24 protein-coding genes are annotated in these 25509 nt (G+C 64.8%); 12 read left to right on the top strand and 12 right to left on the bottom strand.

The window, feature by feature from the left end:
* The first annotated feature begins 61 nt into the window (after positions 1–61).
* Both B4K74_RS04575 and B4K74_RS04580 read left to right on the top strand, forming a co-directional pair.
* Positions 62–1570, top strand: coding sequence for a PAS domain-containing protein (locus B4K74_RS04575; RefSeq protein WP_286691940.1), 1509 nt, complete (start codon positions 62–64; stop codon positions 1568–1570).
* A complete protein-coding gene (locus B4K74_RS04580) occupies positions 1567–1947 on the top strand; it encodes a response regulator (RefSeq protein WP_123286580.1) in 381 nt (126 codons plus the stop codon). Before B4K74_RS04575 ends, B4K74_RS04580 begins: the two co-directional genes overlap by 4 nt.
* Here B4K74_RS04580 and B4K74_RS04585 read toward each other — a convergent pair.
* Entirely contained in the window at positions 1934–3523 is a 1590-nt protein-coding gene (locus tag B4K74_RS04585) for a phytoene desaturase family protein (protein ID WP_286691941.1), read from the bottom strand. The genes B4K74_RS04580 and B4K74_RS04585 overlap by 14 nt on opposite strands.
* A gap of 139 nt (positions 3524–3662) precedes the next feature.
* On the opposite strand from B4K74_RS04585, the gene B4K74_RS04590 reads away from it, so the two are divergent.
* Positions 3663–4172 carry a hypothetical protein gene (locus B4K74_RS04590; RefSeq protein WP_123286582.1) on the top strand — a complete coding sequence of 170 codons (510 nt, stop codon included), beginning with the start codon at positions 3663–3665 and terminating at the stop codon, positions 4170–4172.
* Positions 4173–4227: 55 nt separating this feature from the next.
* Positions 4228–5802, top strand: coding sequence for a B12-binding domain-containing radical SAM protein (locus tag B4K74_RS04595; protein ID WP_286691942.1), 1575 nt, complete (start codon positions 4228–4230; stop codon positions 5800–5802).
* Positions 5803–5811: 9 nt separating this feature from the next.
* Here B4K74_RS04595 and B4K74_RS04600 read toward each other — a convergent pair whose 3' ends face one another.
* The 11 genes from B4K74_RS04600 to B4K74_RS04650 all read right to left on the bottom strand — a co-directional run bounded on the left by B4K74_RS04600 (position 5812) and on the right by B4K74_RS04650 (position 17763).
* Positions 5812–6912: a radical SAM protein gene (locus B4K74_RS04600; RefSeq protein ID WP_286691943.1), complete on the bottom strand. Its 1101-nt coding sequence runs from the start codon at positions 6910–6912 to the stop codon at positions 5812–5814.
* A gap of 78 nt (positions 6913–6990) precedes the next feature.
* Positions 6991–7986 (bottom strand): hypothetical protein, encoded by a 996-nt coding sequence (locus B4K74_RS04605; RefSeq protein WP_286691944.1) that lies wholly within the window; start codon positions 7984–7986, stop codon positions 6991–6993.
* A gap of 10 nt (positions 7987–7996) precedes the next feature.
* A complete protein-coding gene (locus B4K74_RS04610; protein WP_286691945.1) occupies positions 7997–9493 on the bottom strand; it encodes an MBOAT family O-acyltransferase in 1497 nt (498 codons plus the stop codon).
* A gap of 6 nt (positions 9494–9499) precedes the next feature.
* Positions 9500–10762, bottom strand: coding sequence for a cytochrome P450 (locus tag B4K74_RS04615; protein ID WP_286691946.1), 1263 nt, complete (start codon positions 10760–10762; stop codon positions 9500–9502).
* Between the two features lie 37 nt (positions 10763–10799).
* A complete protein-coding gene (locus tag B4K74_RS04620) occupies positions 10800–11207 on the bottom strand; it encodes a lasso peptide biosynthesis B2 protein (RefSeq protein WP_286691947.1) in 408 nt (135 codons plus the stop codon).
* Complete coding sequence (locus B4K74_RS04625) at positions 11194–12264, bottom strand: nucleotidyltransferase domain-containing protein (protein WP_286691948.1); 1071 nt, start codon at positions 12262–12264, stop codon at positions 11194–11196. The genes B4K74_RS04620 and B4K74_RS04625 overlap by 14 nt, the downstream gene beginning before the upstream one ends.
* A 122-nt stretch (positions 12265–12386) precedes the next feature.
* Positions 12387–14063, bottom strand: coding sequence for an ATP-binding cassette domain-containing protein (locus B4K74_RS04630; protein ID WP_286691949.1), 1677 nt, complete (start codon positions 14061–14063; stop codon positions 12387–12389).
* Positions 14064–14126: 63 nt separating this feature from the next.
* Positions 14127–16061 (bottom strand): asparagine synthetase B family protein, encoded by a 1935-nt coding sequence (locus tag B4K74_RS04635; RefSeq protein ID WP_286691950.1) that lies wholly within the window; start codon positions 16059–16061, stop codon positions 14127–14129.
* Between the two features lie 148 nt (positions 16062–16209).
* Entirely contained in the window at positions 16210–16365 is a 156-nt protein-coding gene (locus B4K74_RS04640; protein ID WP_286691951.1) for a hypothetical protein, read from the bottom strand.
* A gap of 199 nt (positions 16366–16564) precedes the next feature.
* Positions 16565–16816, bottom strand: coding sequence for a PqqD family peptide modification chaperone (locus tag B4K74_RS04645; protein ID WP_286691952.1), 252 nt, complete (start codon positions 16814–16816; stop codon positions 16565–16567).
* Positions 16817–16848: 32 nt separating this feature from the next.
* Positions 16849–17763: a hypothetical protein gene (locus B4K74_RS04650; protein ID WP_286691953.1), complete on the bottom strand. Its 915-nt coding sequence runs from the start codon at positions 17761–17763 to the stop codon at positions 16849–16851.
* Positions 17764–17768: 5 nt separating this feature from the next.
* Here B4K74_RS04650 and B4K74_RS04655 point away from each other — a divergent pair, with 5 nt between their 5' ends.
* The 8 genes from B4K74_RS04655 to B4K74_RS04690 all read left to right on the top strand — a co-directional run bounded on the left by B4K74_RS04655 (position 17769) and on the right by B4K74_RS04690 (position 25083).
* On the top strand, positions 17769–19181 hold the full coding sequence (locus B4K74_RS04655; RefSeq protein ID WP_286691954.1) for a tyrosine-type recombinase/integrase: 1413 nt from the start codon (positions 17769–17771) through the stop codon (positions 19179–19181).
* 552 nt (positions 19182–19733) lie between these two features.
* Complete coding sequence (locus B4K74_RS04660) at positions 19734–19916, top strand: helix-turn-helix domain-containing protein (protein ID WP_286691955.1); 183 nt, start codon at positions 19734–19736, stop codon at positions 19914–19916.
* 180 nt (positions 19917–20096) lie between these two features.
* Positions 20097–20342, top strand: coding sequence for a PC4/YdbC family ssDNA-binding protein (locus tag B4K74_RS04665; protein WP_286691956.1), 246 nt, complete (start codon positions 20097–20099; stop codon positions 20340–20342).
* Positions 20339–20833: a hypothetical protein gene (locus tag B4K74_RS04670; protein ID WP_286691957.1), complete on the top strand. Its 495-nt coding sequence runs from the start codon at positions 20339–20341 to the stop codon at positions 20831–20833. The genes B4K74_RS04665 and B4K74_RS04670 overlap by 4 nt, the downstream gene beginning before the upstream one ends.
* A gap of 540 nt (positions 20834–21373) precedes the next feature.
* The gene (locus B4K74_RS04675) at positions 21374–21592 is read left to right on the top strand and encodes a hypothetical protein (RefSeq protein ID WP_286691958.1); all 219 of its coding nucleotides are present in this window, start codon (positions 21374–21376) and stop codon (positions 21590–21592) included.
* Between the two features lie 400 nt (positions 21593–21992).
* The gene (locus tag B4K74_RS04680; protein ID WP_286691959.1) at positions 21993–23411 is read left to right on the top strand and encodes a phage major capsid protein; all 1419 of its coding nucleotides are present in this window, start codon (positions 21993–21995) and stop codon (positions 23409–23411) included.
* A gap of 366 nt (positions 23412–23777) precedes the next feature.
* Positions 23778–24425, top strand: a complete 648-nt coding sequence (locus B4K74_RS04685) for a hypothetical protein (RefSeq protein ID WP_286691960.1) — start codon at positions 23778–23780, stop codon at positions 24423–24425.
* Positions 24426–24450: 25 nt separating this feature from the next.
* Positions 24451–25083, top strand: a complete 633-nt coding sequence (locus tag B4K74_RS04690) for an SOS response-associated peptidase (RefSeq protein WP_286691961.1) — start codon at positions 24451–24453, stop codon at positions 25081–25083.
* Positions 25084–25509 lie beyond the last annotated feature (426 nt).

The following is a 25509-nucleotide window of genomic DNA, read 5'->3' on the forward strand; positions in this document are numbered from 1 at the left end:
ATCCGTCGGGAACCGCTTTCGGGATCAGGCGTTTCGACGGCTTCGTCGAGGGGGCTGCCGCTTGAAGTATCTTGAGTTGAGCGATGTGGCAGCGCGGGACATGGCCCGCGCGTTCGATGCCTCGCCCAATCCTTACACCATGCTGACTACCGACTTCTGTTACGTGGGGGTCAACCAGGCCTATCTGGATGTGGTCGGGCGCGAGCGGGATGACCTGATCGGTCGCAATCTGTTCGACCTGTTCGACGGAGGCGGCCAAGGCGATCAGGCGCGCGAGAATGCTCGCCAGCTGAGGGCCTCGTTCGAGCGGGTCCTGTTGACCGGCGAACCGGATCACCTGGCCCTGATCCACTATCCTATCGAGATAACCGATACCGACGGCCGGACGCGGATCGAGGATCGCTACTGGAGCGCGACCCATACGCCGATCCGGGATGTCGACGGTCAGGTCGCCTACATCCTTCAGCACACGACGGACATCACCGAACTGCAGAACCTGCGCAAGCGCGTGATGGGCGACCGGGACAAGGCCACGGTCACCGACCTGCTCAGCAGCAACGTCATGGCGCGGGCCGAACACCTGCAGACCGACAATCTCCGCCTGCAATCAGAACGCAACCGACTGCTCGACATCTTCATGCAGGCGCCGGGATTCATCGCGGTGCTGACCGGGCCGGATTTCGTCTTCCAGATGCACAATGAGGCCTATGCCGAGCTGACCGGATACCGGACGCTGAACGGCAAGCCTGTGGTCGAGGCCCTGCCCGAGATCGTGGCCCAGGGGTTTCTGGACCTGTTGAAGCAGGTGCGCGAAACCGGCGAGACGTTTGAGGGGCACGCCATGCCTATTCAGCTGGGCAGCGGACCGGACGGCGCGCTTCGCACCCGCTACCTCGACTTTGTCTACCAGCCCCTGCGGGACGGCCGGGGCGATGTGGCGGGTGTGTTCGTGCAGGGGCACGATGTCACCGACGTCGTCGAGGCCGGCAATCGGCAGAAGCTGATGATCGACGAGTTGAACCATCGCGTGAAGAATACGCTGGCAACCGTTCAATCCATTGCCATGCAGACGGCGCGAACCCATGCGGAGCCCGAGACCTTCGCCGAAGGGTTTCAGGCGCGTCTGATGTCGCTGTCGCATACCCACAACCTTCTGACGCGCACCCACTGGGAGGGGGCGGAGCTGGCGGATATCCTGACGCATGAGACCGAGGCCCACGGCTCCATGCGTATCCTGCCGAACGGGCCGGTCGTGTCACTGGACCCGGCCCAGGCCCTGCCGCTGGGGATGATCTTCCACGAACTGGCCACCAATGCCGCCAAGCACGGTGCTCTACAGTCCGGCGACGGCCGCGTCCTGGTCGACTGGTCCATTCAGGATGCGACGGTGTCGCTGGTCTGGCGTGAGATCGATGGTCCGCCGGTCGTGGCGTCCGAACATCGCGGGTTCGGCAGTCGTCTGATCGAGCGGAATGTGCGTCATGATCTGGCGGGACAGTCCCGCTTCGACTATGCCCCTGACGGGTTGATCTTTTCACTGACCTTTCCACTCGAGAGAACCGCGTCATGAGCATTCCGGGACTGGAGGGCCGAACGGTATTCGTCGTCGAGGACGAATCGCTGGTCGCCATGCTGCTGGAGACCATGCTTGAGGACATGGGCTGTACGGTTTTCGGCACGGCGGCTCGCATTGAGGACGCGCTGGAGATGATCGCAGGAGATGCCCGGCCCGATGCGGCACTGCTGGACGTCAACGTCGCAGGCCAGACCGTCTATCCCGTGGCCGAGGCGCTGGATCGCAAGGGCGTGCCGCTGGTGTTCTCGACTGGCTACGGCCAAGGTGGGCTGGCCGAGGGGTGGGAGGGCCGGCCGACGGTCCAGAAGCCCTATACCGAGGCCATGATCCGAGACGCCCTGATGCGGGTGCTGGACATTAAAAACGCCTGAAGTCGCGGATCACGGACCGGGCCGCATTATGGCCGGGCGCGCCGGTCACCCCGCCGCCCGGATGGGCGCCGGATCCGCACAGATAGAGCCCCGGCACCGGCATACGGTAATCGGCATGGCCCAACACCGGGCGCGCGCTGAACAGCTGATCGAGACTGAGGCGGCCGTGGAAGATGTCGCCGCCGATCAGGCCGAAGCGTCGCTCCAGATCACGCGGCCCGAGCGCCAGCCGGCCGACGACAGAATCCCTGAACCCCGGGGCCTGGGCCTCGACCGTATCGATCATCAGGTCGGCGACCGCATCGCGGTGCGTATCGGCCAGATCGGGGGCAACGTGCTGACAGAACAGGCTGGCGACGTGGTGCCCCTCGGGGGCGAGGCTGTCGTCGAGGGTCGAGGGGATCAGCATCTCGACGATCGGCTGGCGGGACCAGCCGTCGCGGCGCGCGTCCTGATACGCCCGGTCCATATAGTCGAGGCTGGGGGCGATGATGATGCCGGCGGTCAGGTGATCGCCGATCCCGGGGCGCGCCGTGAATTTCGGCAGGCGATCCAGCGCGACGTTCATGCGAAAGGTGCCCGAGCCCGAGACATACCGGTCCATCCGCTCGCGGAAGTCGGAGGGCACCACGGCCGGATCGACCAGCCGGTCGAACAGCAGGCGCGGATGCAGGTTCGACACGACCGCCCGCCCCCGCACGACTTCGCCCGCTTCGGTGACCGCGCCGACGGCCCGGCCTCTTTCGGTCAGCACCTCGGCGACGGGGGCGTCGAGGGTGATCTCGACGCCCGCCTCAACGCAGGCGGCGGCCATGGCCTGGGTGATGGCCCCCATGCCGCCAAGGGCATGGCCCCAGGCCCCGCGCTTGCCATTCACCTCCCCGAACACATGGTGGAGCAGAACATAGGCCGAGCCCGGTGTGTACGGACTGCCATAGGCCCCGACGACGCTGTCGAACCCGAACAGGGCCTTGATCGGATCACTTTCGAACCAGGCGTCCAGCCATTCCCCGGCCGAGCGGGTGAACATATCGACGAGGTCGCGCTGTGTGGTCTGGTCCAGCGTCTTGACGCGCAGGCCCAGCGCCCCGGCAGCCAGCGCTGGCCCGAGGCTGGAGAGTCCGAGGCCCGGGGTCAGGTTCGGCGGGGCCTTGAGGATCTGGTCGCGCAGCACATCGGCCACGGCGTCCAGCCTGCGTCCATAATCATCCAGCCGTACCGCATCGCGCGCGGAGAAGCGGGCCACCTCGCGCGCGGTCAACCCGCCCTCGCCCACCGAAAGGCTGTCGCCGCCCGGCAGAGGCAGAAAGTTAGACATACGCCGCTCGACAACGCGAAGGCCATGGCGGGCCAGCTGCATGTCGGCGATCACTTTGGGATTGAGCAGGCTGACGGTGTAGCTGGCCGTCGAGTTTCGATATCCGGGATGGAATTCCTCGGTGACCGCGGCGCCGCCGACGACGGGACGTCGCTCCAGCACCCGCACCTTGAGCCCGGCGCGCGCCATATACCAGGCGCAGACCAGCCCGTTGTGGCCCCCGCCCAGCACCACTGCATCCCACGTCTCACGCGCCATTCTGCCTCGCTTCGCTCTCGCCTTGGGAGGAGCCTAGTCCGGGAGAGGACCTGAGGGAATCGATTCCCCGGCCCGTCACAGACCGTCAGTCGACAGAACGCGGGTCCGGGTTCACAAATGGCCGCAAATGGAGGGAAGCATGTTTCGATCCAGACCTGTCCTGACCGGGGCCCTGTCGCTCGCGTTCTCACTCGCGGTGATGACACCCGTCGCCGCCCCGGCCCGCGCGCAGGACGGAGGCATGTGGCAGGTCTATATCGCGGGCGTGCCGCTGAGCTGTGCCAGCTATTACGGCGAGCCGGTGCGCATCTACATGACCCGCGACCTGAACAATGTCGGCATCGCCACGCGGGTCCAGAATGGCCAGCCGATCATCGTCATGAACCCCGATGTTCTGGCCCGCTTTCAGCCGCTGGTGCAGGTGTGGTGGTTCGCCCACGAGTGCGGGCACCATGCGCTCGGTCCCTACAACAGCGAGACCAATGCGGACTGCTGGGGTGTGCGGGTGCTGCGCGATCAAGGCTTCATCCGCAATGTCTATGATCTTCAGGCCTTTGCCTATGACCTCAGCAGCCTGCCGGGCAGCGCCGTGGGGCATCTGCCCGGGCCGCAGCGGGCGCAGAATGTGATCAACTGCTCTCTGACCTGAGTGGCCACAGCACCCGCACACGTGTAGCAAAGGGATCAGGGAGGGTGCCTGGCCCATGGTCCGTTTTCTGCTGATCGCGCCCAAGCCGCATTGGGATGCTGACTTCGCCGGGATATCCGGCGGTGCAGAGGATTCTGTGACCCGGGTCGCGCCCATTGCGATCGCTACGGTCGCGGCCATGGCCCCCGCAGGCCTTTCGATTACGCTGCACGATGAGGCGCTGGCTCCGGTCGATTTTGACATCGAGGCTGATTTCATCGGCATCACCGCAAATGTCTCGCAGGCCAAGCGCGCGATCGAGATCGCCCAGGAGTTCCGGGCGCGCGGCAAGCCGGTGATCATCGGCGGACCCCACATCACCCTCGACCCCAAGGCCTTTGACTGCGCATGCGACATTGCGGTGACCGGCGAGTTCGAGGAGATCGCCGAGGGCTTCTACGCCGACATGCTGAACGGCACGCTGAAGCCGCACTACTCCGGGGGACGCCCCGACCTGTCGCGCTCGCCCGTTCCGGCGTGGGAGCTGTTCGACAATGACCGGGCCCTGGTCGGGGTGGTGCAGACCAGCCGTGGCTGTCCGTTCGAGTGCAACTATTGCGACGTGATCCAGTATCTGGGCCGCAAGCAGCGCCACAAGACGCCGGATCAGGTGATCGCCGAGGTCCAGCGCCTGTACGACCTGGGCTATAACCGCATTGCCTTGGCCGACGACAATTTCACTATCTACCGCAAGCGGGCCGCAGAACTGCTGGACGCCCTGATCGCGTGGAACGGGCATGAGGGTCGCGATCATGTGATCTTTGCCACCCAGGTCTCGATCGATGTGGCGCGCGACGACGAGATGCTGGTGCGCTGTGCCGAGGCGGGCGTGTCCAACCTGTTCATCGGCGTGGAGTCGGTCAACGAGGAGAGCCTGAAGGCCAGCAAGAAACGCCAGAACCTGAACACCGACATGCAGGCCCAGCTGCGCAAGGTGGCCAGTCATGGGCTGAAGATCGAGGCCGCGCTGATGGTCGGGTTCGATGCCGATGACCTGACGATCTTTGAGCGCCAGTACCGGTTCGGTATGGGACTGCCGGTCGGAACCTTCAAGATTTCATCGCTGGTCGCGCCCATGGCCACGCCCATCTATGACGAGATGCTGAAGGCCGGACGGCTGGACCTGACGGGAGAGCAGGCACACTTCCCCGGGGCGGACATGGTGACCAACATCATCCCCGCCCAGATGACAAAACAGCAGCTGTATACCGGCACGCGCTGGCTGATCAGTCGCCTGTACAGCCCGGCGGCCTTCTGGACCCGGTTCGAGGCTCTGGCGGATATTCTGGGACCCAATCCACTGCTGAAGCGGGGGACCGGACGGCTTTACAATTCGCCGTCGCGGGCGAGGGCCAATGCCCATTTTGGCCGGATGTTGCGCGCCGTCAGCCGGGGCAATCCCGAGATCGCCGAGGTCATCCGCAAGGCCAACCGCCTCATGCGCGCCCGGCCGGATATCCGCGACGGGCTGACGGACATCCTGACGACGTGGATGCTGTCGCTGTATGTGCATATGGAGAAGGGCGTCTATGACGCGGAATGGGCCCGGATGGAGGCCCCGCCCTTTGACAAGGTTCAGTCGGCCGCCTGATCGCCCGGCTCAGGCCGCGAGCGTCGACTGGCGGGAGGCATTCCGTTCGATCAGGAAGATGCGGCCGAGGGTGGCGATCATTTCCAGCCAGTCGGCAAGCGAGGCGTCGCTGACCAGATCGGCGTCGCGCGGTTCGAACTTGGACGACCAGCCGCCGCTGTACATGCGGCATTCCGAGCAGGCAGCGTCCGAAGTGCCGCACTTTTCCTGACCCTGCTGCAGGTCGGTCTTGAAATAGCGCATCTGGCCGATCATCCGCGTATGGCAATCGCGGGCGATGCCGGTCTCCGGGTCGATATCATAGAGTGGGCCCGACTGGGTCGCCCAGGCGTTGTAGGCCTTGGAATAGACGACGGTTTCCGGGAAGTCGTCGATCAGCTCGTCCATAGTGCGCCGGACCTGGGCCAGGCTGTCGTCGTCCCACAGCAGATTGCTTTCCGGGTTGGAGATGCGGAAGAATTCGCGATCATTCCCCTCCCCCTCGGTCAGCTTGCGCAGATAGGTGTGGGTCGGCGAATACATGTTGAAGGTGACCGGCAAGCCGTTGTCTCGCCCGATCTCGGCCAGGCGACGGGCGTCGCCCAGATTGGTCTTCGTCAGGGTGTAGAGTAGGATGGCACGGGGATCGCCGGCATAGTTGCGGATGGCCTTGTGGAACGAGCGACCGCCGCGCAGGTCGGCGTCGGTTTCCGCCTCGACGCCCCAGACCGAAACGCCGATCCGATAGGGGACGGCGGGATCGATCCGGACCGTGCCGTTCGTGCCGATGTTGCCATAGGGAAAATACTTGCTGGCGGCGATCAGGCGGTCCTGATGCAGGGCGGGTTCGGCGCCGACGAAGTAGGCCATGGTGACGCCGCGTTCCGCCTCGGCAGCGAAGAACCGGTCCCAGGTGTCGATGTCCTCAACGCCCTTGATGGGTTTGAAATCGTCCGAGAAATAGTAGCAGCCTTCGCAGAACAGGTTGCAGCGCGTGGCGACCTCGTAAAAGGCCGGCTTGCGGAACGCCCGCACGACCCGCTTGGCCTCCTCATAGGCCGGGCCAAGATGGGGCGAGCCCTGCAAGAGGGCTGCCAGCCGGGTCAGCCTGGCTCTACGATTACTCGACACACTGCCTCCCTTGCCGACACAGGGTCGGACGGTCGACGCTATCATGGCTTGTCGGAGCTGAGGAGACGGCGCGCAAATTCAGCCGGGACATGTTGCCCCTTCCGCGTGGCCGCGGGACTTCAGACTGGCGGCGATATCCCTCGAAAAGAGGCGCGCGCCTTCGGGGTTCATGTGGTTCGGGTCGACGAACAGCTCGGCCGGATAGACCCGCGCCGGGTCGCGCCACGCATTGATGACGACGGCCCCCTCCTCCTCGATCCGGTCAAGGGACCGCCACAGGCTCTGGAGTTCGGCATCCATCTGCCGGCGGATGCGGGCCTGTATCTGCGGCGAGGCGGGGGGCACGATGATGTAGAGCTGTCCACCGGCAGCCTCGATTTGCGCATGGATGTCGCTGATGGCCTCGACGGCGCGCCCGGACACGCCCGGGTCATAGTAGGCGATGGCGTTGATGTCGGTCATGCGATCCGACGCCTGGCCGTCGGCAAGGCCGCCTTCCAGCGCCGGATCAAGCTGGCCCTCAAGTCGCCAGATTAAACTGTCGATCGGTTTGGCGGGCGCGCGGAGGCCCACCGTCACCAGCATCTGTTGAAAGCGCCGGCGCCAGTCCTGATAGCCGAGCGCGGGCGAGATCCGGGTCACGGCATACTGGCGCCAGTCCCCGTCGATCAGACCATGGCGTCCATTCACGAACAGGAAGCGATAGGTGATCCGCCGGTTATGGCTGCGCCCCGACGCGGGGATGGCGTTGTTATAGAGGGTCGCGCCCGGGCTGAGCGCGAGGAACCACTTTCCGGGCGGGTCGGGACGACTGAGCACCAGCTCGACCATGGCCCGGGTCTCGAACACATCCTGAAGGACAAAGAAGAAGTCGGCCCCGTCGAGGCACAGGGTGTCGAACCGGATCGCGCCGCCGATGGAACTGCCGACGATGATGGCCTCCTTGCCCGAGGTATCGTCCAAAAGGGCATTCATGGCCTCGATCTGACGGCCGTCGTCGAATACGCGCGAGACGATGTTGAGCCCAACGATGAGGGCCAAGGCGAGGACGAGGAACAGGATCAGGCGGCGCATCGGATCCCCGTCAGAAGTTGAAATAGAGGAAGCCGGGCTTGTCGAAGGTCCCGAACATGAGAATGACCGCGATCAGGGCATAGTAGAACCCCCAGGCCACGACCGGGCCGCGGGACTTCAGGCGCTCGAACACGGACTGGCGGCAATCGAACCACTGGAAGATCTCCAGGCCGACGATGGCGATCACCAGATAGCGCGGCAGGATGCCGAAGCCGGACAACAGGGCACCGGGGTCCTGTAACGCCCAGGCGGGAAGCTCGGCCATCCGACCCCAGGCCTGGATCGCCAGTTGCCAGCTGGGCGTGGCCACCATGGAGCCCAGCAAGACGAGGAAGCTCCAGAGCACCAAACGGTTCAGGCTGTTCTGAAGGCCGACCTCGACGCCACGTGGCAGACCGAGTGTGCGCGACAGACCATGCGAAAAGGCCGCCGCCCCGCGACTGCGGCGGACGATGCCCTCGCCGATCATCACCAGACCCGCGATGATGCCAGCAGCCAGCCACGTCCATGCCGCGCCGTGCCACAGGGCGACGATGGCGATGGTGATCAGGGTGGCGACCGCGCGCCGGACTGCCTTGTCGTCCCGACGGCCCTTGCCCCTGCCCCCACCCCGCGCGATCGGGAGGTAGACATAGTCGCGGAACCAGGTGGAGACGGTGATGTGCCAGCGCCGCCAGAACTCGGCCACCGAGACGGAGGCCAACGGACGGTCAAAGTTGCGGGTCAGCTGAATGCCCAGGATCAGGCTGGAGCCGATGGCGATGTCGGCATAGCCGGACAGGTCGGCATAATAGCGATAGATCTCCCCCACAGCAGCCGTCAACACCACAAGGGGCGAATGGTCGAGCGGCTGAACCAGAACCGGCGGCACGATGTCCGCCAGCCGGTCGGCGATCACCAGCTTCTTGAAATAGCCGACCAGCATCAGGGCCCCGCCGGCGGCGGCGCGACCGACCTCAAACACCTTGTGCTGGCGGAACTGCGGCAACAGGGTTCCCGGCCGTTCGATCGGGCCCGCCAGGAGTTGCGGGAAATACATGACGTAGACGGCGAAATAGCCGAGGTGGCGTTCGGGCTCTCTCCGGCCGCGATAAACGTCGATCACATAGCCCAGCGTCTGGAAGGTGTAGAAGGATATGCCAAGCGGCAGCAGCAGGCTGATGGGCTGAAACGCCTGACTGTCGCCGCCGTGGAACAACGTCAGCCCGGTGTTGGCGACCAGGGCGAAATATTTGAAGGTGAACAGCAGGCCGAGATTGCCGCACAGGCTGACCGACAACAGGGCCTTGCGTCGCCAGCCCGGCTGAACGCGAGGCAGCATCTGGCCGACGACGTAGTCGATCAGCGTCGAGACCCACAGCAGCCAAAGGAAATCCCAGCGCCAGGCGGCGTAGAACAGATTGCTGAGGGCGAGCAGGACGATCCACCGCCAGCGCTGGGGCGTGAAGAAATACAGCACCACCACAAGCGGCAGGAACAGCAGGTAGTCGAGGCTGTGAAAGCTCATCGTCGATCAGGACCGCGCGAAGTCGCGGCGCGGCGCGACCCGGATCGGCGCGCGACCGTGGGGCCTGAGCGCAAAATCGATCCAGCAGGTCAGGTCATGGCCGGGATTGGGTGACAGCTGATAGCCGCTGACCACATGGCCGATGGCCCGGCTGAGGACCATGAAGGCGAAGGAAGTGCCGACGCAGCCTCTGGGCCCGGCCCCGAATGGGAGCCAGAGCCGGCGATGCGCTGACAGGTCCTTGCCCATGAAGCGGTCGGGGCGGAAGGCATCGGGCCGGTCCCAGAGGCGACGGTTGCGGTGCATGGCATAGATGCCAAGGACGGCCGAGAAATCCTTGCCCAGGACCTGATCGCCCACCGGCAGGTCGATGGTCACGTCCCGCAGGATCTGGGGAATGGGCGGATAGAGCCGTAGCGTCTCGTGGATCACGGCGCTGGTCAGGGGACAGGATCGCAGATCGCGCGCCGGGTCGCTTGGGCCGGGGCCTTCGGCCCACTCCTGACGGACACGGTCCTGGATGTCGGGATGTTTGGCGAGCAGCCAGAGCGCCCAGGTGAGGGTCGCGTTGGCATTGTCGTGTCCGGCGTGCAGGAACAGCAGGGCCGTATTGAGCATACGGTAGGGCTCGCCAAAGTCCTCGGCCCGGATTTCAACGGCACGAGCACTGAGCGGACGCAGACATTCGATCTGGTCGCGCAACGGCGCATAGGCCAGCCGGTCCATGGCCTCCGCCGCCTCGACGAGCAGCGGATCACTATGCTGCGCCTGTTCCTGGTCGCAGAAGAAGGCGCGCCAGAGGGCCTGCATGGTCAAATGTCGCGCGGTCCGGAACAGATCAACCGGGCCTTCATGCCATTCGGACAGCGCATGGGCGCAGGCCATCGTCACCCGGTCGATCGTGGTCAGCTCATTGGTGCCGTGAATCGGGCTGAGAAAGGCCTGACGCCACTCGGGCCAGTCCATCTCCTCGCCCTGCAGCAAGGTGTCGCCGAAGCTGCTGCCGAGGATCCGGTCATGAAGGCGCGACCGGGGATACTGTCCTTGCCGGTTCAACAGTACCTCGGTCACCACCGGCGGATCGGTCACCATGACCATGCGCCGGCGGCCGACGCTCGCTTCGACAAATGGCTCGGTGAGGCAGGTTTCAGACCAGTGCTCATCCGGTGCCTGCAGGGCCCGGATCATGCCGGGAAAGCGCAGGGGATCGCGCCCCTGAAAGGTCAGGCGTGGCAAGTCGACGCTGGGTTCCGCCTGATTGTCGCTCATCCCCGCCCCGCCGACTCGGCTTCCTGCGACGCCCTGCTTACGCTGTCCCGGAAAAGCGGGCCAGTTCGGTGAACTGTCCGGCGACCTCGCCGCCGACGACCATCTGGTCGCCCGAGGTAACCCAGACGTGGGCCTTCAGCCCCCTCTGCTCATCCCCCTCGCGCGCTACACCATAGTGGAGCACGCTGGAGATCCCGCGCCGCCTGAGCATGGCATGGGCCGCCAGCCCCTGTTCGAAGCACAGGGCGCGCCAAGGCACATTACGGGCGGCGCGACGTACGGCTCTGCGGACCGGCATGATCTCGTCACGAGTCTGTGCCGGGCGTCCGCCCGTCCGCACCCCGTGCTTTGCCACATGACGAAAGGGCACAAAGGCGAGGCAGAAGGCCGCCAGTCCCAGAAGGAGTACGGCCTCGGTCAGGATGGGGACGTCACGCAGCTTCATGAGACCCTCGTGGCCAGAGCCGTCGCGCCTTGCGCCACAGCCACAACGGGATACGGATGACGACATAGAGGAAGCCCAGGCCCCGCGGCAGGGGCATGTGGACGCGGTCGTAGTCCCCCGCCCAGTTGCTCTCCAGCTCTGCCAGGAAGGCCCTGTGCGTCGTGCCGATCAGATGGCGACCGATCCAGGTCATGCGCCACGGCCTGCTGTAGGCCGCGATCTCGGTCACGCCCCTGCCATGAGTCAGGCTGGCGTGAGCCGCGCGAACGAGGTAGCGGCCGGCGGCATCCAGTTGCGTCGTCGCGTGGCGTCGGCCGAACAGACCCTGACAGAGGGCAAGCGCCACATCGGGCGCCCGTCCCGCGCCCATGGCCACCGCCTGGTCCCGAAGCCGGGCGATTTCCTCGTCGCTGCGCTCCCTCAGAAAGGCGGCCACATCGGCGATCCATTTCAGCCGCGACCAGCTGTGGCGCGTGCCATGCACACATAGATAGGCGAACAGTTCTGGTTCGGCGAGCGTTCGCAACTTGCCGGAGCCCAGAGGCACATACTGGGTCCGGCGCAGATCCAGCCCGGAAAGCTCGTGAGGATTGTCGACGAGCTTCCAGTGAAGCTCGAGATAGATGTTCCGCGCCGGATGGAAAAACACGCATTCCTTGGCGACGTCCTGAAAACGGCGGAAGGCGTCGGGCGACAGCCCCTTCGGATAGTCAAGGAGATAGCCCTCGGCGATCAACAGGTCGCAGGCGGCCTCGACCTGATCAGGGCGCACGAGGAGGTCGATGTCCCAGGAGTCCTTCATGCCGACATCGCGGTGCATCAGGAGGGCCAGCGCCGAGCCCTTTACGAAGGTCGCGTCCAGCCCGGCCTTGTCGAACGTGGACTGTAGAAACAGGCTCTCTCTGGCCAGGTTCAGACTGCGTCGGGCGGCCTGACCGGCCATCTGCGCGAGACGCGCGGCCGTGCCGGGCGGCAGGCGCACGCCGGCTTCGGTCAGGGCGCGGTGGACCTGGGGAGCGACCCGGTGTCGCGCCACAGTCTGGATCAAACGGTCCATATCGAGCAGCGGGCTGGCCACAAGTGCCCGCAGGCTCGCGTTCCGGGCGGCGTCATCGTCCGGGCGGCAGCAGTTGACCACGACGTGGAGGGCTAACGGCAGCGGTAGGGCTTCGCCCGCCCTCACAGTCGGTGATCGTCGACCAGACGCCCCTCGGCAAAGGTCAGGCGACGGCTGCACACCGAAAGGCTCTCGGCCCGGTGCGAGATCATCAGGATCAGCGGTCTGGGATCGAGTTTGGCCAACGCTTTCAGGACCGCATCCTCGCTGTCGGCATCAAGGGCAGCCGTCGCCTCGTCCAGCACGAGGACGTCGGGGCGCCGGAGCAGGGCCCGCGACAGGGCCAGGCGCTGACGCTCGCCGCCCGAGACCATGGCACCGTCTTCGCCGACCACACTGTCGAGTCCGAGGGACAGTCGGGAGACGACGCGGTCCGCGCCGGTCGCGGCAAGCACCTCGGCAATGCGGGCCTCATCCGCCTCAACTCCGCCCCAGAGCAGATTGGCCCGGATGGTGTCGTTGAACAGAAGCGGGTCCTGGGTGACATAGGCGAGACGGTCCCGCCATGCGGAAACCGTTTGCGCATCAAGGGTCTGGTCGCCAACCGTGATGCGCCCGTGCTGAGGCTGGAGCAGCCCGGCCATGAGATCGGCAAAGGTCGTCTTGCCGGCCCCCGACGAGCCGGTGATAGCGACGAACTCTCCGGGCTGAAGCGTCAGGGACAAGGCCCGAACGCCTCGTCCTACCGTTGCCCCCTCGTGCAGATAGGTGACGTCCTCAATCTGGATGGTGCCGTTCAGGGATCTCTGATCTTCGCCCCTGGTTGCCACGACCCGGGCCTCACGGGTCAGATCATTGAGCGTATTCTGAACCGCTTCCCATGCCGGAAGGGCGTAGGCAACCTGCTGGAGGCCGGATTGAATCTGCATGGCGGGTCCGGCGATCCGCGCCAGGACGACCAGCAGCGTCAGCATGACAGCCGGGGGGTAGTCGAGGACCAGAAACCCAAGCAACAGCGAGATCGAGGCGACAGCAGCGCCAAGCAAACTCCACATCACCCGCATGGCCGCCTGGCGGTTGATGAAGGCGACCTGCTGGTGAGTGGCGATGCCCAAATCCCGTTCGAATGCCGCAACGAAGGCAGAATGCAGGTTCTGGCTCATGGCCGCCTTGAGCCCGCCGAGGAAACGGCCCAACTCGACCATCAGCCGCATGTTGGAGCTAGTCACCCGGGCGCCAATCTCGCGGGTCGCGCCCAGCCAGCGGCCCATGACAAGGGCACCCAGTCCCATCGCCATCAGAGCGATGACGGCCAGCAGGGGCGCAAGGGCCAGCGCCACGCCCGCTTGAATGACTACGAGAACGACGGCAACACCACCTTGCAACAGGAAATGCACGCCAGACGCACACCGCTGGATGTCCCCGCTCATCAAGTGGGTCACGCGACCATGTCCGAGGGCATTCAGCGCCTCCCACCGACTGCCGGCGAGGGCGCGGGCGAGTTGGGACCTCTTGCTTTCCAGATATCCCACCTGCAGCGCGCCCATACGCAGGTCGCGCTGCCACAGAATCAAGGCGCGCAGGGCCATAACAAGACCGAACAGGCCGAGCACCAGAATCAGCCTTGAGGCCCCTTGCACCTCGGGCCAAAGGTTCAGCAGCGTGCCGAGTGGGCCCGTTTGGGTCGTGCTTTCCGCAAACAACGTGCCCAACAGCGGAACCAGCAGGAGCAGGCCAAAGCCATCCAACAGCGCGCCAAGCGCCACCAAGGCGACAAGTCCCTGAGCGCGGCCACCCACGTAGCCGGCAAGATCCCTGACAAAAGCGAGGACCTTTTTCATCGGACGAAGGACGCGTTGCGATCAGGCATTGGTGCGGGCCGCCTTGCGCATGAAATGGCCGGCAGACACGCCTCGCAAGACCACCAGCCGATAGTCGCGCATCGCTTCGGGATTGGTCCAGTCCCTCTCGGGCATGGATTCCAGAAGTCTCTCGAGGCGATCCAGATCAAGGACATCCGCGACCCCGTCGACATTGCGCAAGCGGCGAACTTCCTGAAGCAGGGACGCGCGGGATGTCTGAACATTCTCGAACCAGTCCGCAGCCTGATAACCCTTGCGGCGCTCTTCGAGAACCACGGCCGGGAGCCGGTCGGTCAGCCCCAGCCGGGCCAGACGACGGGGCAGGCCGTCATTCAGAAAGGCCTCGGTCGGAAGGGCCAGGCAGTATTCGACCAGCCGCCGGTCAGCGGTGGGATCACGGACATCCAGACCCCAGCCCCCCATCACGCCCTTGGCGTAGTTGCCGAAATCCACGCGCCCCAGAATACGCAGGCGCTGAGCAAAGGCGTCGGCCTCGGAGCGGTATTCCAGATCATGGCCTCGGTCACGGGCGCGACGCCTCAGATCGTGAGCCACGACCGCGCTTTCTTTCACAGCCGAATAGTCACCGAGAACGGCGATACGGCCGCGAAGCCGACTGGCAAATCGCCAGAGCGCCGTCGGCATCCAGGGACCCAGAGCCTGGGCCAGATAGCCCTTCCAATTCATTCGCTTCTCGCGTGAAAGGGCATGGCCCTGGCGCAAAAATCCGACCAGATCGCCCTTCTTGAGCAGTTCACCGGGCAGGGTCTTGCCGTCATAGCTGAACGTCATATTGCCCATCGCGCCAACGAGCAGCACATTCAGGCCAAGGCGACGCGCTTCCTCGTGGATATGGTCGGTCCAGCGCGCATTGCAGATGTTGAGGACCGGGCGTTCGAACGCGTTGAAGCCGCGATCCAGGCCCGCCGTCAGGTCGCGGCCGTCGTTGCGCAGCACCACGTGATCCATATTCGGATAGAGCGCGGCCGTCGCCGACGCCAGCTCGGTCTCGTCCTCGACCTGGCCGGGCATGCCGGGAAGGACGAATCCGGCCCGGGGGGAGGACGTAAATGCCGCGACCCGCCCGCCCGTCTCCGCCATCAACCGCGCGGCGGTGGCCGCGACTGCGGAGCTGTCCAGCCCGGCGCTCAGATGGCTGCCGATGCGACGCCCGGCCCCTCTCAGTCGCGATTGAACCGCGCGGTCCAGATGCTGGCGTAGCCCCTCGACCTGCGCCTCGAACGTCTGCGGGACCGGCAGGGTCCGGCTGGGGTTCCAGTGCCGGTGGATGGTCTGACCGGTTGCCGTGACCAGCACATAGTGCCCGGGCTCGACCCGATAGATGTCCTGAAACCAGGTCTCGGGCCCGCTTTCCGGCAGCAGGGCCAGCAGTTCGGTCACACGCGAGGCATTCGGCGCGATCGGCACGTCCGGCAGGGCATGCAGCCCCTTGGCCATCGACGCGAAGGCAAACAAGCCGCCCTGCCGATGATAGTGGAGGGGCTTGGCGCCAAGCGCGTCACGCGCCAGCGTCAGCTGACGGTCACGCGTATCCCAGACGGCAAAGGCGTAATCGCCATAGACGTGATCGAAAAGCCCAGTCTGCCATCGCTCCCAGGCGGCCAGCAGCAGGCGGGTGTCTGAGCTGTTCTTCGCCTGAAAGGCATCCACACCGAGGGTGTCAGCCAGACCCTCACGGTCATCAAGACGCACATCCGCAACCAGATGGTATCGGCCGCAGGCACTGGTCAGCGGCGGCGCATCAAACCGGTCCTCATCCAGACAATCAAACCGGCGAAGACCGAGCGCCACATCACCACCATCCCAGAGCCCCTCTCCATCGGGGCCGTACAGGGCCTGTGCGTGGTTCATCAACCGGCAGGGTTCGGCGGCAGTCCGTCCGTCCAGACGCCATACGCCCGCAAGCGCAGTCATCGCGTCCCTTTTTCCGGATTCATTGTGAGTAGGACCGCCCCGTCAGCGAACAGCGCAAGGCCATCCTGAGTCAGGGGTGAATACGACAGGCGTGGGCATAGTCAAACCGCATTCGGCGGGAAAGCCATGCCGTCGACAGGCAGAAAAATCAGGATGCGGAGCCAAAGCCGTCCACGCCCGCACCGGGGTTGGTCTCCGCGTTCTCTGCGTCAAGTCGCAGCAGCGACGGCGCCTGCCAGGTCTTGCGGCCCGACGTCTCGTCCGGGCCTTGGGCGCCATGATTATCGTTAATCAGTTCACGCATTGCGGTTAAGTCCCCACAGGTCGAGTTGCGAGGGTGTCATATGGCGCCTTCATGTCAATCGATATCCATCTCCGGGAGAATTTTATTCTTTCAGCACCGCGTCTTAACGAATAGACGACCAGGAAGACCGTTATGAAACCTGTTTCCCTTGCCTGCAATCGGAAGGTCGGGAAACCTCGTGACGCCGATTCGACCTTGCTCAGACTCGACGGATCATTCCCTCGGCTTCCATGCTGGACAGAAGGGCGCAAACGTCGCTCCGGCAGATCGCCACATCCACGTCGTATTCGCGGGTCAGGCGGGTGACCAGATCTCCCACCGTCGTCGGCGTTTCCACCAGTTCCCAGATGCGCGAGCCGATCGGGTCAAGGCCGTAGCAGGCCCCGCGATCCACGCTCATGGCCATGACTTCGCCGTCCACACGCGTGGTCAGTAAATCAGGCGACGTCACGATCTGGTCCCCGTCCCGAAATTCCTGATCACTCATACGTCTGGCCCCGCACCCAGAATTTGCGCCTCACCAAGCTGGCGGATCAGGCGTTCGACCTCAACCTGAAAAACCTCATGCCCCCATTGGCGCGTCCACTCGAGAACGGCAACCCTGGCAGCCACCGAAACGCAGTGGCCGAAATGCGCTTCTTGCAGGCCGAGCGTGGATACCACCTGGGGGCGATAGGTCTCGGTCATCAGGACTTGCACAGCCGCGCGGCCTCGCAGGCGGCGCAGGCCTACGGGCTGTTCGCCCTCGCGGACCAGCCGGATGACTGCGCCCAGCGGCACCGGGGCCTGATCGGAGCTGGAGGGCAGCCCCAGCTGATACTTGTCCATGTCGTCGTGGATGCGCTCGAGTCCGCCGACATCATGGCCGTGCAGCTTCGCCGCATCGGCCCACAGCTTTACGCGGGGAAGCCCAGGATAGACGATCGGGCGTCCGGCAGTATCGAGGCCGATGACGCAGACATCATCGCTCAGCACCGTGTGGCCCGCCGCCGAAAAATGAGCGGCCAGAGTAGACTTTCCCGCGCCCGACTGACCGGTGAAGGCCACAGCGACGCCGCCCATCACCACCGCATTGGCATGCAGCGGAAAAAGGCCCCTCTGGTGGATCAGTATCCCCAGCGCCGATCCCAGCAGAAACAGGCGCAAATTTCTCTCTGAGCACGCCGCATCGATATCCACAGTGATGGACCGGCCGCCCTCGATGCGGAACCGCGCCACGTCCGGCAGGTCGAGCACCGCTGTGTCGCCGTTTCGCTCCAGTGATCCTGCCCCGGTCGGCGCCACTGCGCCCCGGCGGATCTCCACGATATCACGCCCCGCCTCTGCCCCGACCTCGATCAGTTCGGGCAGCGGAATCTCGGACCGCAGGACAAAATCTACGCAGGCATAATCAGGCACACGCCGTGCTGGCCCGTTTCAGCGCGGCTGGCAAGAGTGAGAGAGGATTCTGGCGGAGACGGAGGGCGATAAACCCCCGTCCCGCCCAGTCCCGCCCCGTCCAGAAAACCCAAGGAAAACCGGACATTTGCGCTTGCATCTGTCCCGAAACGTCCCGCATTATGCCGGGTAATCCGCGCCACTTGTTAGGGCACGAGTTAGGGCACGACATGGCCAGACAGTTGAACCGATTGAGCCCCCGGGGCGTCCAGACAATCACCAAGACGGGGCGTCATGCCGACGGCGGCGGGCTATATCTGTCTGTCGGTCCCGGGGAGGCCCGGCGCTGGGTCTTTCTGTATCGCTGGCGCGGAAAGCTCAAAGAGATGGGGCTGGGCGGGTTCGCATCGGTCGGCCTCGCCAAGGCCCGGCAGAGGGCACAGGCTGCGCGAGAGTTGATCGCGGACGGTATCGACCCGCTGGAGGCCAAGCGCGCAACGCAGGCCGTGCCGACGTTCGGAGACATGGCCGACACGCTGGTCGCGGACCTGTCGTCACAATGGCGCAACGAGAAACACCGGGCGCAATGGAAATCGACCCTTGAGACCGGGGCGGCTGCAATCCGTCATATCCGGGTGGATCAAGTCGAGACGGCGGACGTGCTGGAGGTGCTGAAACCGATCTGGAGCGAGAAGCCGGAAACGGCCTCCCGCCTTCGCGGTCGTATTGAGAGGGTGCTGGACGCGGCGAAGGCCAGAGGCTTCCGGCAGGGCGAGAATCCGGCCCGCTGGAGGGGGCATCTGGATCACCTGTTGCCGAAGCGCCAGAAGCTGACCAGAGGCCACCATGCGGCCCTTCCCTTCGCTGACGTGCCCGACTTCATCGCAGAGCTGCGCCGGAGGGAAGCAACGTCCGCCCTGGCCCTTGAGTTCGCCATCTTCACCGCCGCTCGTTCTGGCGAGGTTCGCAGCGCGACATGGGGCGAAATCGACCTTGGAGCGAAGGTCTGGACGGTTCCTGCCGTCCGCATGAAATCGGCACGGGAACACCGGGTGCCCCTGTCGGCCCGGGCCGTTGAGATATTGACCACGATGGCCCCGCTGAAAGCTGGCGACGACGCCCTGATTTTCCCGGGCCACAAGAAGGCCGCCCCCCTGTCAGATGCCGCCTTTGATGCCCTGCTGGAGCGGATGGAGCGCAAGGGCCAAATCACCGCGCACGGGTTCCGGTCCAGCTTCCGGGATTGGGCAGGCGAGGTCTCAACCTTCCCGCGCGAGCTTGCCGAGGCCGCGCTGGCCCATGTCGTCGGTGATGAAACCGAGCGGGCCTATCGCCGGGGTGACGCCCTCGAAAAGCGCCGGAAGATGATGGACGCATGGGGGCGGTTCTGTGAGCCCCGGAAAGCCGACAACGTCCGGCGATTGCAGAGGGCGGGCTGATGGCCGTCGATAACGAAAAGGTCTATGCGCGCCTCAACGCCCATTTCAAACAAGTCACCGAGGAGTGGCGGCGAGCAATAGCGCCGCTCAATACTCCCGAAATGAAGGCGCGGCTGGCGGCGGGTCAGCTACTTATCGACAAGGTAAGGCGCGGGCGAGGGAGCGCCAACGATAAGGTATCGGCTGCCTATCGTGCTCTAGGGGGAATGACCCCGGTGGAGGCCAAGCCGATTATTGACCTGTTGCCGGAACCGCCAAGGCCGAGAGGTCGTCCAGCAGGGACTAGCCTTGCCGAGGCTGATGCCCCCCTCGTTGCAATTATTCGTGAGCGAGTGCTGGCGGGAGAGGCTCCGGCTACCGTTGCCCGTGAGCTAGCCCCCCATGCAGCGGGCGGCTCCACCCTCGAAAGCAAGGCGAAGCGCCTAGAGCGGAGATACCGAGAGGGAGAATAAATCGCGCGCTTTTCTTCTCCCGCGACCGTCTCCTGCAATCGCCGCAAGGTCTCCTCATCGGCCCCGACAGTATCCATCGGGACACCACCGGAGAGACCACATGAATACCGAACCTGTTGCGCTTTCGATCCCCGACGCCGTCCGCTACTGCGGCCTGAGCCGGACGCGTCTGTATGAGTTGATTCAGGCCCGAGAGCTGCCGAGTGCCAAGGTCGGCAAGCGCCGGATCATCCGCCGCGCGGACCTCGACGCGCTCATCGATCGGCACATGGCGGTGGCCTGAGAATGGCTCCTACTAATAGCAAGAACCCCGGCGCGCGGGCAGGCGCGACCGGGGCTCCGAAAAGTTCAGCTTGGCGGCTTGAACAGTCGGAACCTTACACCGCTCGCACGATCCCCGCAAGAATTCTGCTGCGTTCCATCGTGAGCGATGACGGCCATTTCCAAGGTCTAGAGGTGGCCCGTGTCTGAGCCCTTTTTCCTCGCCACCCTCGAAAAGAACAGCCGCGAAGACTGCCGGATCGCTCTGGACGAATACAAGGGTCACACCTTGATCGACGTGCGGGTCTGGGCGGACTTTGCCGCCGGGCCGGTGGCCACCCGGTGCGCAACAAAGAAAGGCGTGGCGCTGGACGTGTCCCGCCTCCCTGACCTCATAGCCGCTCTGGAGGCCGCGCGAGACGAGGCCGAGCGCCGGGGGCTCCTATGAGCATCGGGAGGCGTGTTGACGCCACAGGGCGCTCTACGGGCGAAATACGGCACTACGCCGGGCGGGCGAAGCGGTGGAAGTTTGAGGAAGGCTTCATCGGGGAGCCGCAAAGCCTGCTGGAGTCCCCCGGTTATCGCCGCCTGACATACCCGGCCTTCAAGGTTCTGACGTTCCTCAAGCTGGAGCATACCCGGCACGGCGGGGCGGAGAACGGGCGCTTGCTAGCTCCCCATGCCCAGCTCCGCGCATGGGGCATATCCCCCCGCAAGGTGAAACCCGCCCTGACCATGCTGGAGGCCTTCGGCATCATCCGGTGCACGTCCGATGGCGAACGCCTCGGAGGCCGACCCAAGGCCGCGACCTACGCCCTGACATGGCTCCCGACCTGTGACGGGGCGCTCCCGTCCGACGACTACAAGCGCGTCACGCTGGGCGACGTGCTGCTGATCCTTGACAGCGTGAAGGAGGACAACCGACGTGAAGCCGCCTAAGCCAAAAACAGACGCCGCGCTCACTTGTGAACGTCAACCACGTTCACTTGTGAACATTGGAGCCCCGAAAACGGGCCTGACCACGTTCACTTGTGAACATTCGCCGCGCTCACTTGTGAACCTACTATCTATATCTTGGGGGGATACACGCTCCGAAGCGTCATCTAGCCCTCTAATCCCCTCTCTAGACCCTCGCGGCCCTCGCGCGCCCGGTCGATGCCTTCGCCTGACAGAGACGCACCGGCTCATTGATGGCGAGCCTGATGCGGTCTGGGATTGGGAAGCGGAGGCGGGGCATGATTGACGTTCGCATTTCTGGAATCGCCCCCAACGATCCCCCGATTAAGCGCGGTAAAAGCCTCGTCGTCGCAGTCTTTGACGCCGACATAGGCGCGGTGAGGCTTGAGCGGTGCCTGCTGGTCGAGACCTTTGGGAACCGCCGGGTTTGGGGACCGTCCCCCGCTGTCCGGTTCTCCGCACCGCTCGCGCGCTTCCTGACAAGGGAGGCCAGCCAAGCCCTAGCCGATCAAGAGGAAACCAATGACGACGCAGGATGACGACCTGACCCGCGCTGCTGCCTATGTGGAGCTGGCGATGCGGCCTTACCTCTCGCGTGGCGGCCCGGTGCCCGACCTGGCCCTCGCCATGATCGCCGGTGCCGTTGGCCTGCTGGTCCCGTCATGGGGAGCCGAGCGGGTGCTAGCAGCGACCGACAAGCTGGTCGAACACGCCGCGAGCGAGATGGGGAGCCGTCATTGAAAGAGGGGCGGGTCACGCTCTGGAGTGCGTCGGGTAGGGGGTGGGGCAATCCCAACCGCCGTTTCGCTCTCGCCCGGCGTGTGAGACGAATGTTTGCGCTTTTACAGTTTCCTCGCGCGCGCGAGGGAGTGCGGTTTGCGTTTGCTTTCGACGGCATCCCCGGTGGAACGGACTCGCCCTGTCGCGATCACGAGGCCCCCTCCCTGACCGCTTGCCCCGGCGTCTGGATAGGACTATATTCCTCCCGTTGCGAGAGGTTCCGCGCTGATGGCGCGCACCGGCTCCAGCCTTCCAGACGGCGACCTGATGGGTCCGCGCGCTGGGCAAACCCCAAGGATCAATCCTGCGGTTCGCTCTCGCGCGTCTGACGCCAAGCACCGCACTGTGAAGGAACTACCCCATGAGCCTCATGGACGAACGCACCGCCATCGCGGTCAAGAAACACGCTGGCATCAAGCTGCGCGCCATCGGCATCCCTGATGCCAATTCCTTTGAACCCCACACCCTGTCGTGGTCCGACCTGAACAAGCGCCAGCGCGCCGTCGCTGACCTGTCGCGCGGTCTCATCGACAGCATGGAAGACAACAGCGACGACGCCATCGTTCGCAGCCTGTCAGATGCCCATGAGGGCCTGATGAGCCTCTATGACGCCCTCGCCACTGAAAAGGATCACCGGACCGCCTCGGGCAACCGGGAGCCCCGCGCACATTCTGCCGCTGCCGAGCGTCGCCCCATTCCCGACGATGCCGTGACCGGTTACGACCCGACCGGCGGCTGGTTCTCGCAGCGCGAGGCAGACACCGACCGCAGCGAGGTGGCAATCGCCCTTCGCCCGGAAGAACGCTTTTCGGATTGGGCCGCGCGCCATGAACCGGAAAGCCGCGCCGAGGTTTCCCCCGGTGCCCTGCTTCGCGCCTTCGCCTTCGGTGCCAAGACGGACACCGAGCGCCGCGCCCTGAATGAGGGGACGGATTCGGCGGGCGGCTATACTGTGCCGACCGTCCTTTCCGCTGCCCTGATCGACCGCCTGCGTCGGCAATCGGTTCTGGTCCGGGCCGGTGCGCGCACCGTGCCCCTGACTTCGGATCAAAACGTCATCGCCAAGCTGACCGCTGATCCGACGCCCGCATGGCGCGCCGAGGCCGGTGCGGTTGCTGCGTCTGATCCGACCTTCGGAGCCGTCACCCTGGCCCCCAAAAGCCTCGCGGTTCTGGTCAAGTTTTCGCGGGAGCTGCTGCAAGACTCGCTCAATATCGAGGCCGCTCTGGTCAACGCCATTACGCAGGCTATGGCCCTTGAGGTTGATCGCGCGGGCCTGTTTGGCACCGGGGCCGACAACCAGCCGGAAGGGCTGGTCAACATCGACGGCATCAACACCTTTGATGTTGGCGGTGCCCTGTCTGCCTATACGGGCGGTGTGTATGCCCCGCTCGTTCGCGCCCGGACGCAGCTCCTGACCGCGAACGCTGGCGAGCCTACAGCCTTCATCATGCACCCGCGCGAAGATGGAACGCTGGTCGGTGCCCTGAACGCAGACGGGGATCCCCGGATGGCCCCGGCGAAGATCGCGGCCATCCCGCAACTCGTAACCACGGCGGTTCCGATCAATGGCGGTGTCGGCACCAACGAGGCCAGCATCATCGCGGGCAACTTCGCGCACTTCATCATCGGGATGCGCGAGACCCTGCGTCTGGAGATACTGCGGGAGCTTTACGCCGCAACCGGCGAGCTGGCGATGATCGCTCACATGCGGGTGGACTTCGCGGCAGAGCATCCGCTGGCGTTCTCTCACGCCACGGGCATCGAACCGGAAGCCTAAACGGACGGACGGGAGGGGGTAATGCGCTCCCTCCCGCCTCCAAACCGGACACCGGGGCGGACCTGTTTCACGCCCATCCACGATTGGAAACATGACCTATGCCAAATATCGCAATGTGGGCGGCATCGACGTTCGTTATGCCCGCCGTTCAGGCCGTGGCCTCCGCTGGCCCTCTGGCCGTGAATGCATGGAACGCGGCGAATTTCGCGATCATTCAAGCCGGAGTGGAGGCTGTCGCCTCTGCGGTCTTCTCGCCTAAGGTCAGCGCCGAGGGCTCTCCGACCAAGTTCCAGATAAACACCGACGCGGGCATCCCGTTTGCGTTCGGATCAATCGCCTCGAAAGCCATTGTGGAGGTTCGCACAAATGACCGCTTGCAACGTTTGGCTTCAGGGGACGGCTGGGCACATTCTCTCGGACGCGGCCTATTACGACAGTTCGGGCCGGATCGTTCAAATCGCGAGCAAGGTCGTGATCGCCGACCACTTGGGGATTGCCTACATGATTTCGGGGTGCGGCGGGCATACGCGCCTCCATAAACACCTTCTCGCGTCCGGCCCGACAGGCCAGCAAGAGGGCATCCTTTGCCTTCCCGGCATCGCTGCTGCGATCAAGGCCGAGAACGTCGCGGGCGGAATATCGGGCGACGACGCCGACCTGATCCTAGTGGCCGTGACGTGGCATCAAGCCCTTGATCAACCCGTCGCCTTTGGCGTCTCAACTGGAGGGCGGCAAGACCTGGGCGGCGCGGGTCAGCTTATTGACCTGATGGGCTATACCTCGCCCTTGGCCCCGTTGCCTCACCCCCTCGAAAGCGGCCAACTAGACCCGGCGCTTCATGGCGTGTCGGTGCTGGAGGCTCAGCGGAAGGCCCTCCAAACAATCGACGGACAATCCCTTGGCACGGTCGGCGGCTATGGTGAGCTAACGACCGTGACGCGCGAGGCGATTACGCAGTCCCGCTTGATCGAGTGGAATGATACGGTCGGCGAGTTTCCGAACGTGGCCGTCTGAGCTGGGCGGCGAGGCCGAGGGCAAAATGTGTAACCTCTACAGCCTTCGCAAAGGCCCCGCTGCCATCCTCGACCTTGCCCGCGCTACGACGAACGCAGCGGGCAATCTGGAGGGCGGGTCCGTCTATCCCGACTACGCCGCTCCGATTGTCAGAATGGACGGCGCCGACCGGGTGCTGGCGACCGCGCGCTGGGGCTTGCCGTCGCCGGCCTTCGCACTGGAGGGCAAGAAGACGGACAAGGGCGTAACGAACGTCCGAAACACCTCTAGCCCGCACTGGAGGCGATGGCTGGGGCCGGAGAACCGGTGTCTCGTGCCCTTCACCTCATTCAGTGAGCCGGGGCGCAATGCCGAAGGCAAGTATGAACCCGTCTGGTTCCGACTGACTGGCGATGACCCGGAACCGCTGGCGTTCTTCGCTGGCGTCTGGGTGCCGCAATGGACAAGCACCCGGAAGCTAAAAGAGGGCGAGGTGACGACGGACCTATTCGCATTCTTGACGACCGAACCGAACGCCGAGGTTGGCGCGGTTCATCCCAAGGCCATGCCTGTGATCCTGAGCGAGGCCGATGAGCTGGAGTCATGGATGACCGCGCCCTGGCCCATCGATAAGGAGCTGCAAAGGCCCTTGGGAGACGGAGCGCTGGCCATTCTGTAACCTACGCGCCGAAGGCCTGCCAAAGTATCAGGGCGGCGGACAGGGCCAGCATCACGCCATAGGCGGCTATCAGCCACCCCTCGCCAGCCGGGCGCTTACTCATCGCCACCCTCATCACGGATGAACGTCGGGGCAGGCCCGCTCCCCATGCGAGGGTTTGCCGAGCCGTGCCAAATGTTCGGATTGCAGGTCCAGTCGATTGCCGTTGTCCGCACCGCGTCCGCAGCATTCACAAGCGACCGATATTCGTCCGTCACCGGGGATAGCCGGGTCATCAGGCCGATGAGGATTCGGTGCGCCTCGCTAAGGCGTTCAAGGTCGGTCGCAGAGGGTTTCTTGTGCCGAGGGGTTCGCATCGCGCTAATGAGAACGAAAACGGAACCGAGGGCAAGGGCTATGCGTTAGGCTCTTCCAAACTCGCCAGTC

Source organism: Brevundimonas sp. UBA2503 (assembly GCF_002341485.1).
GTDB lineage: Bacteria > Pseudomonadota > Alphaproteobacteria > Caulobacterales > Caulobacteraceae > Brevundimonas > Brevundimonas halotolerans.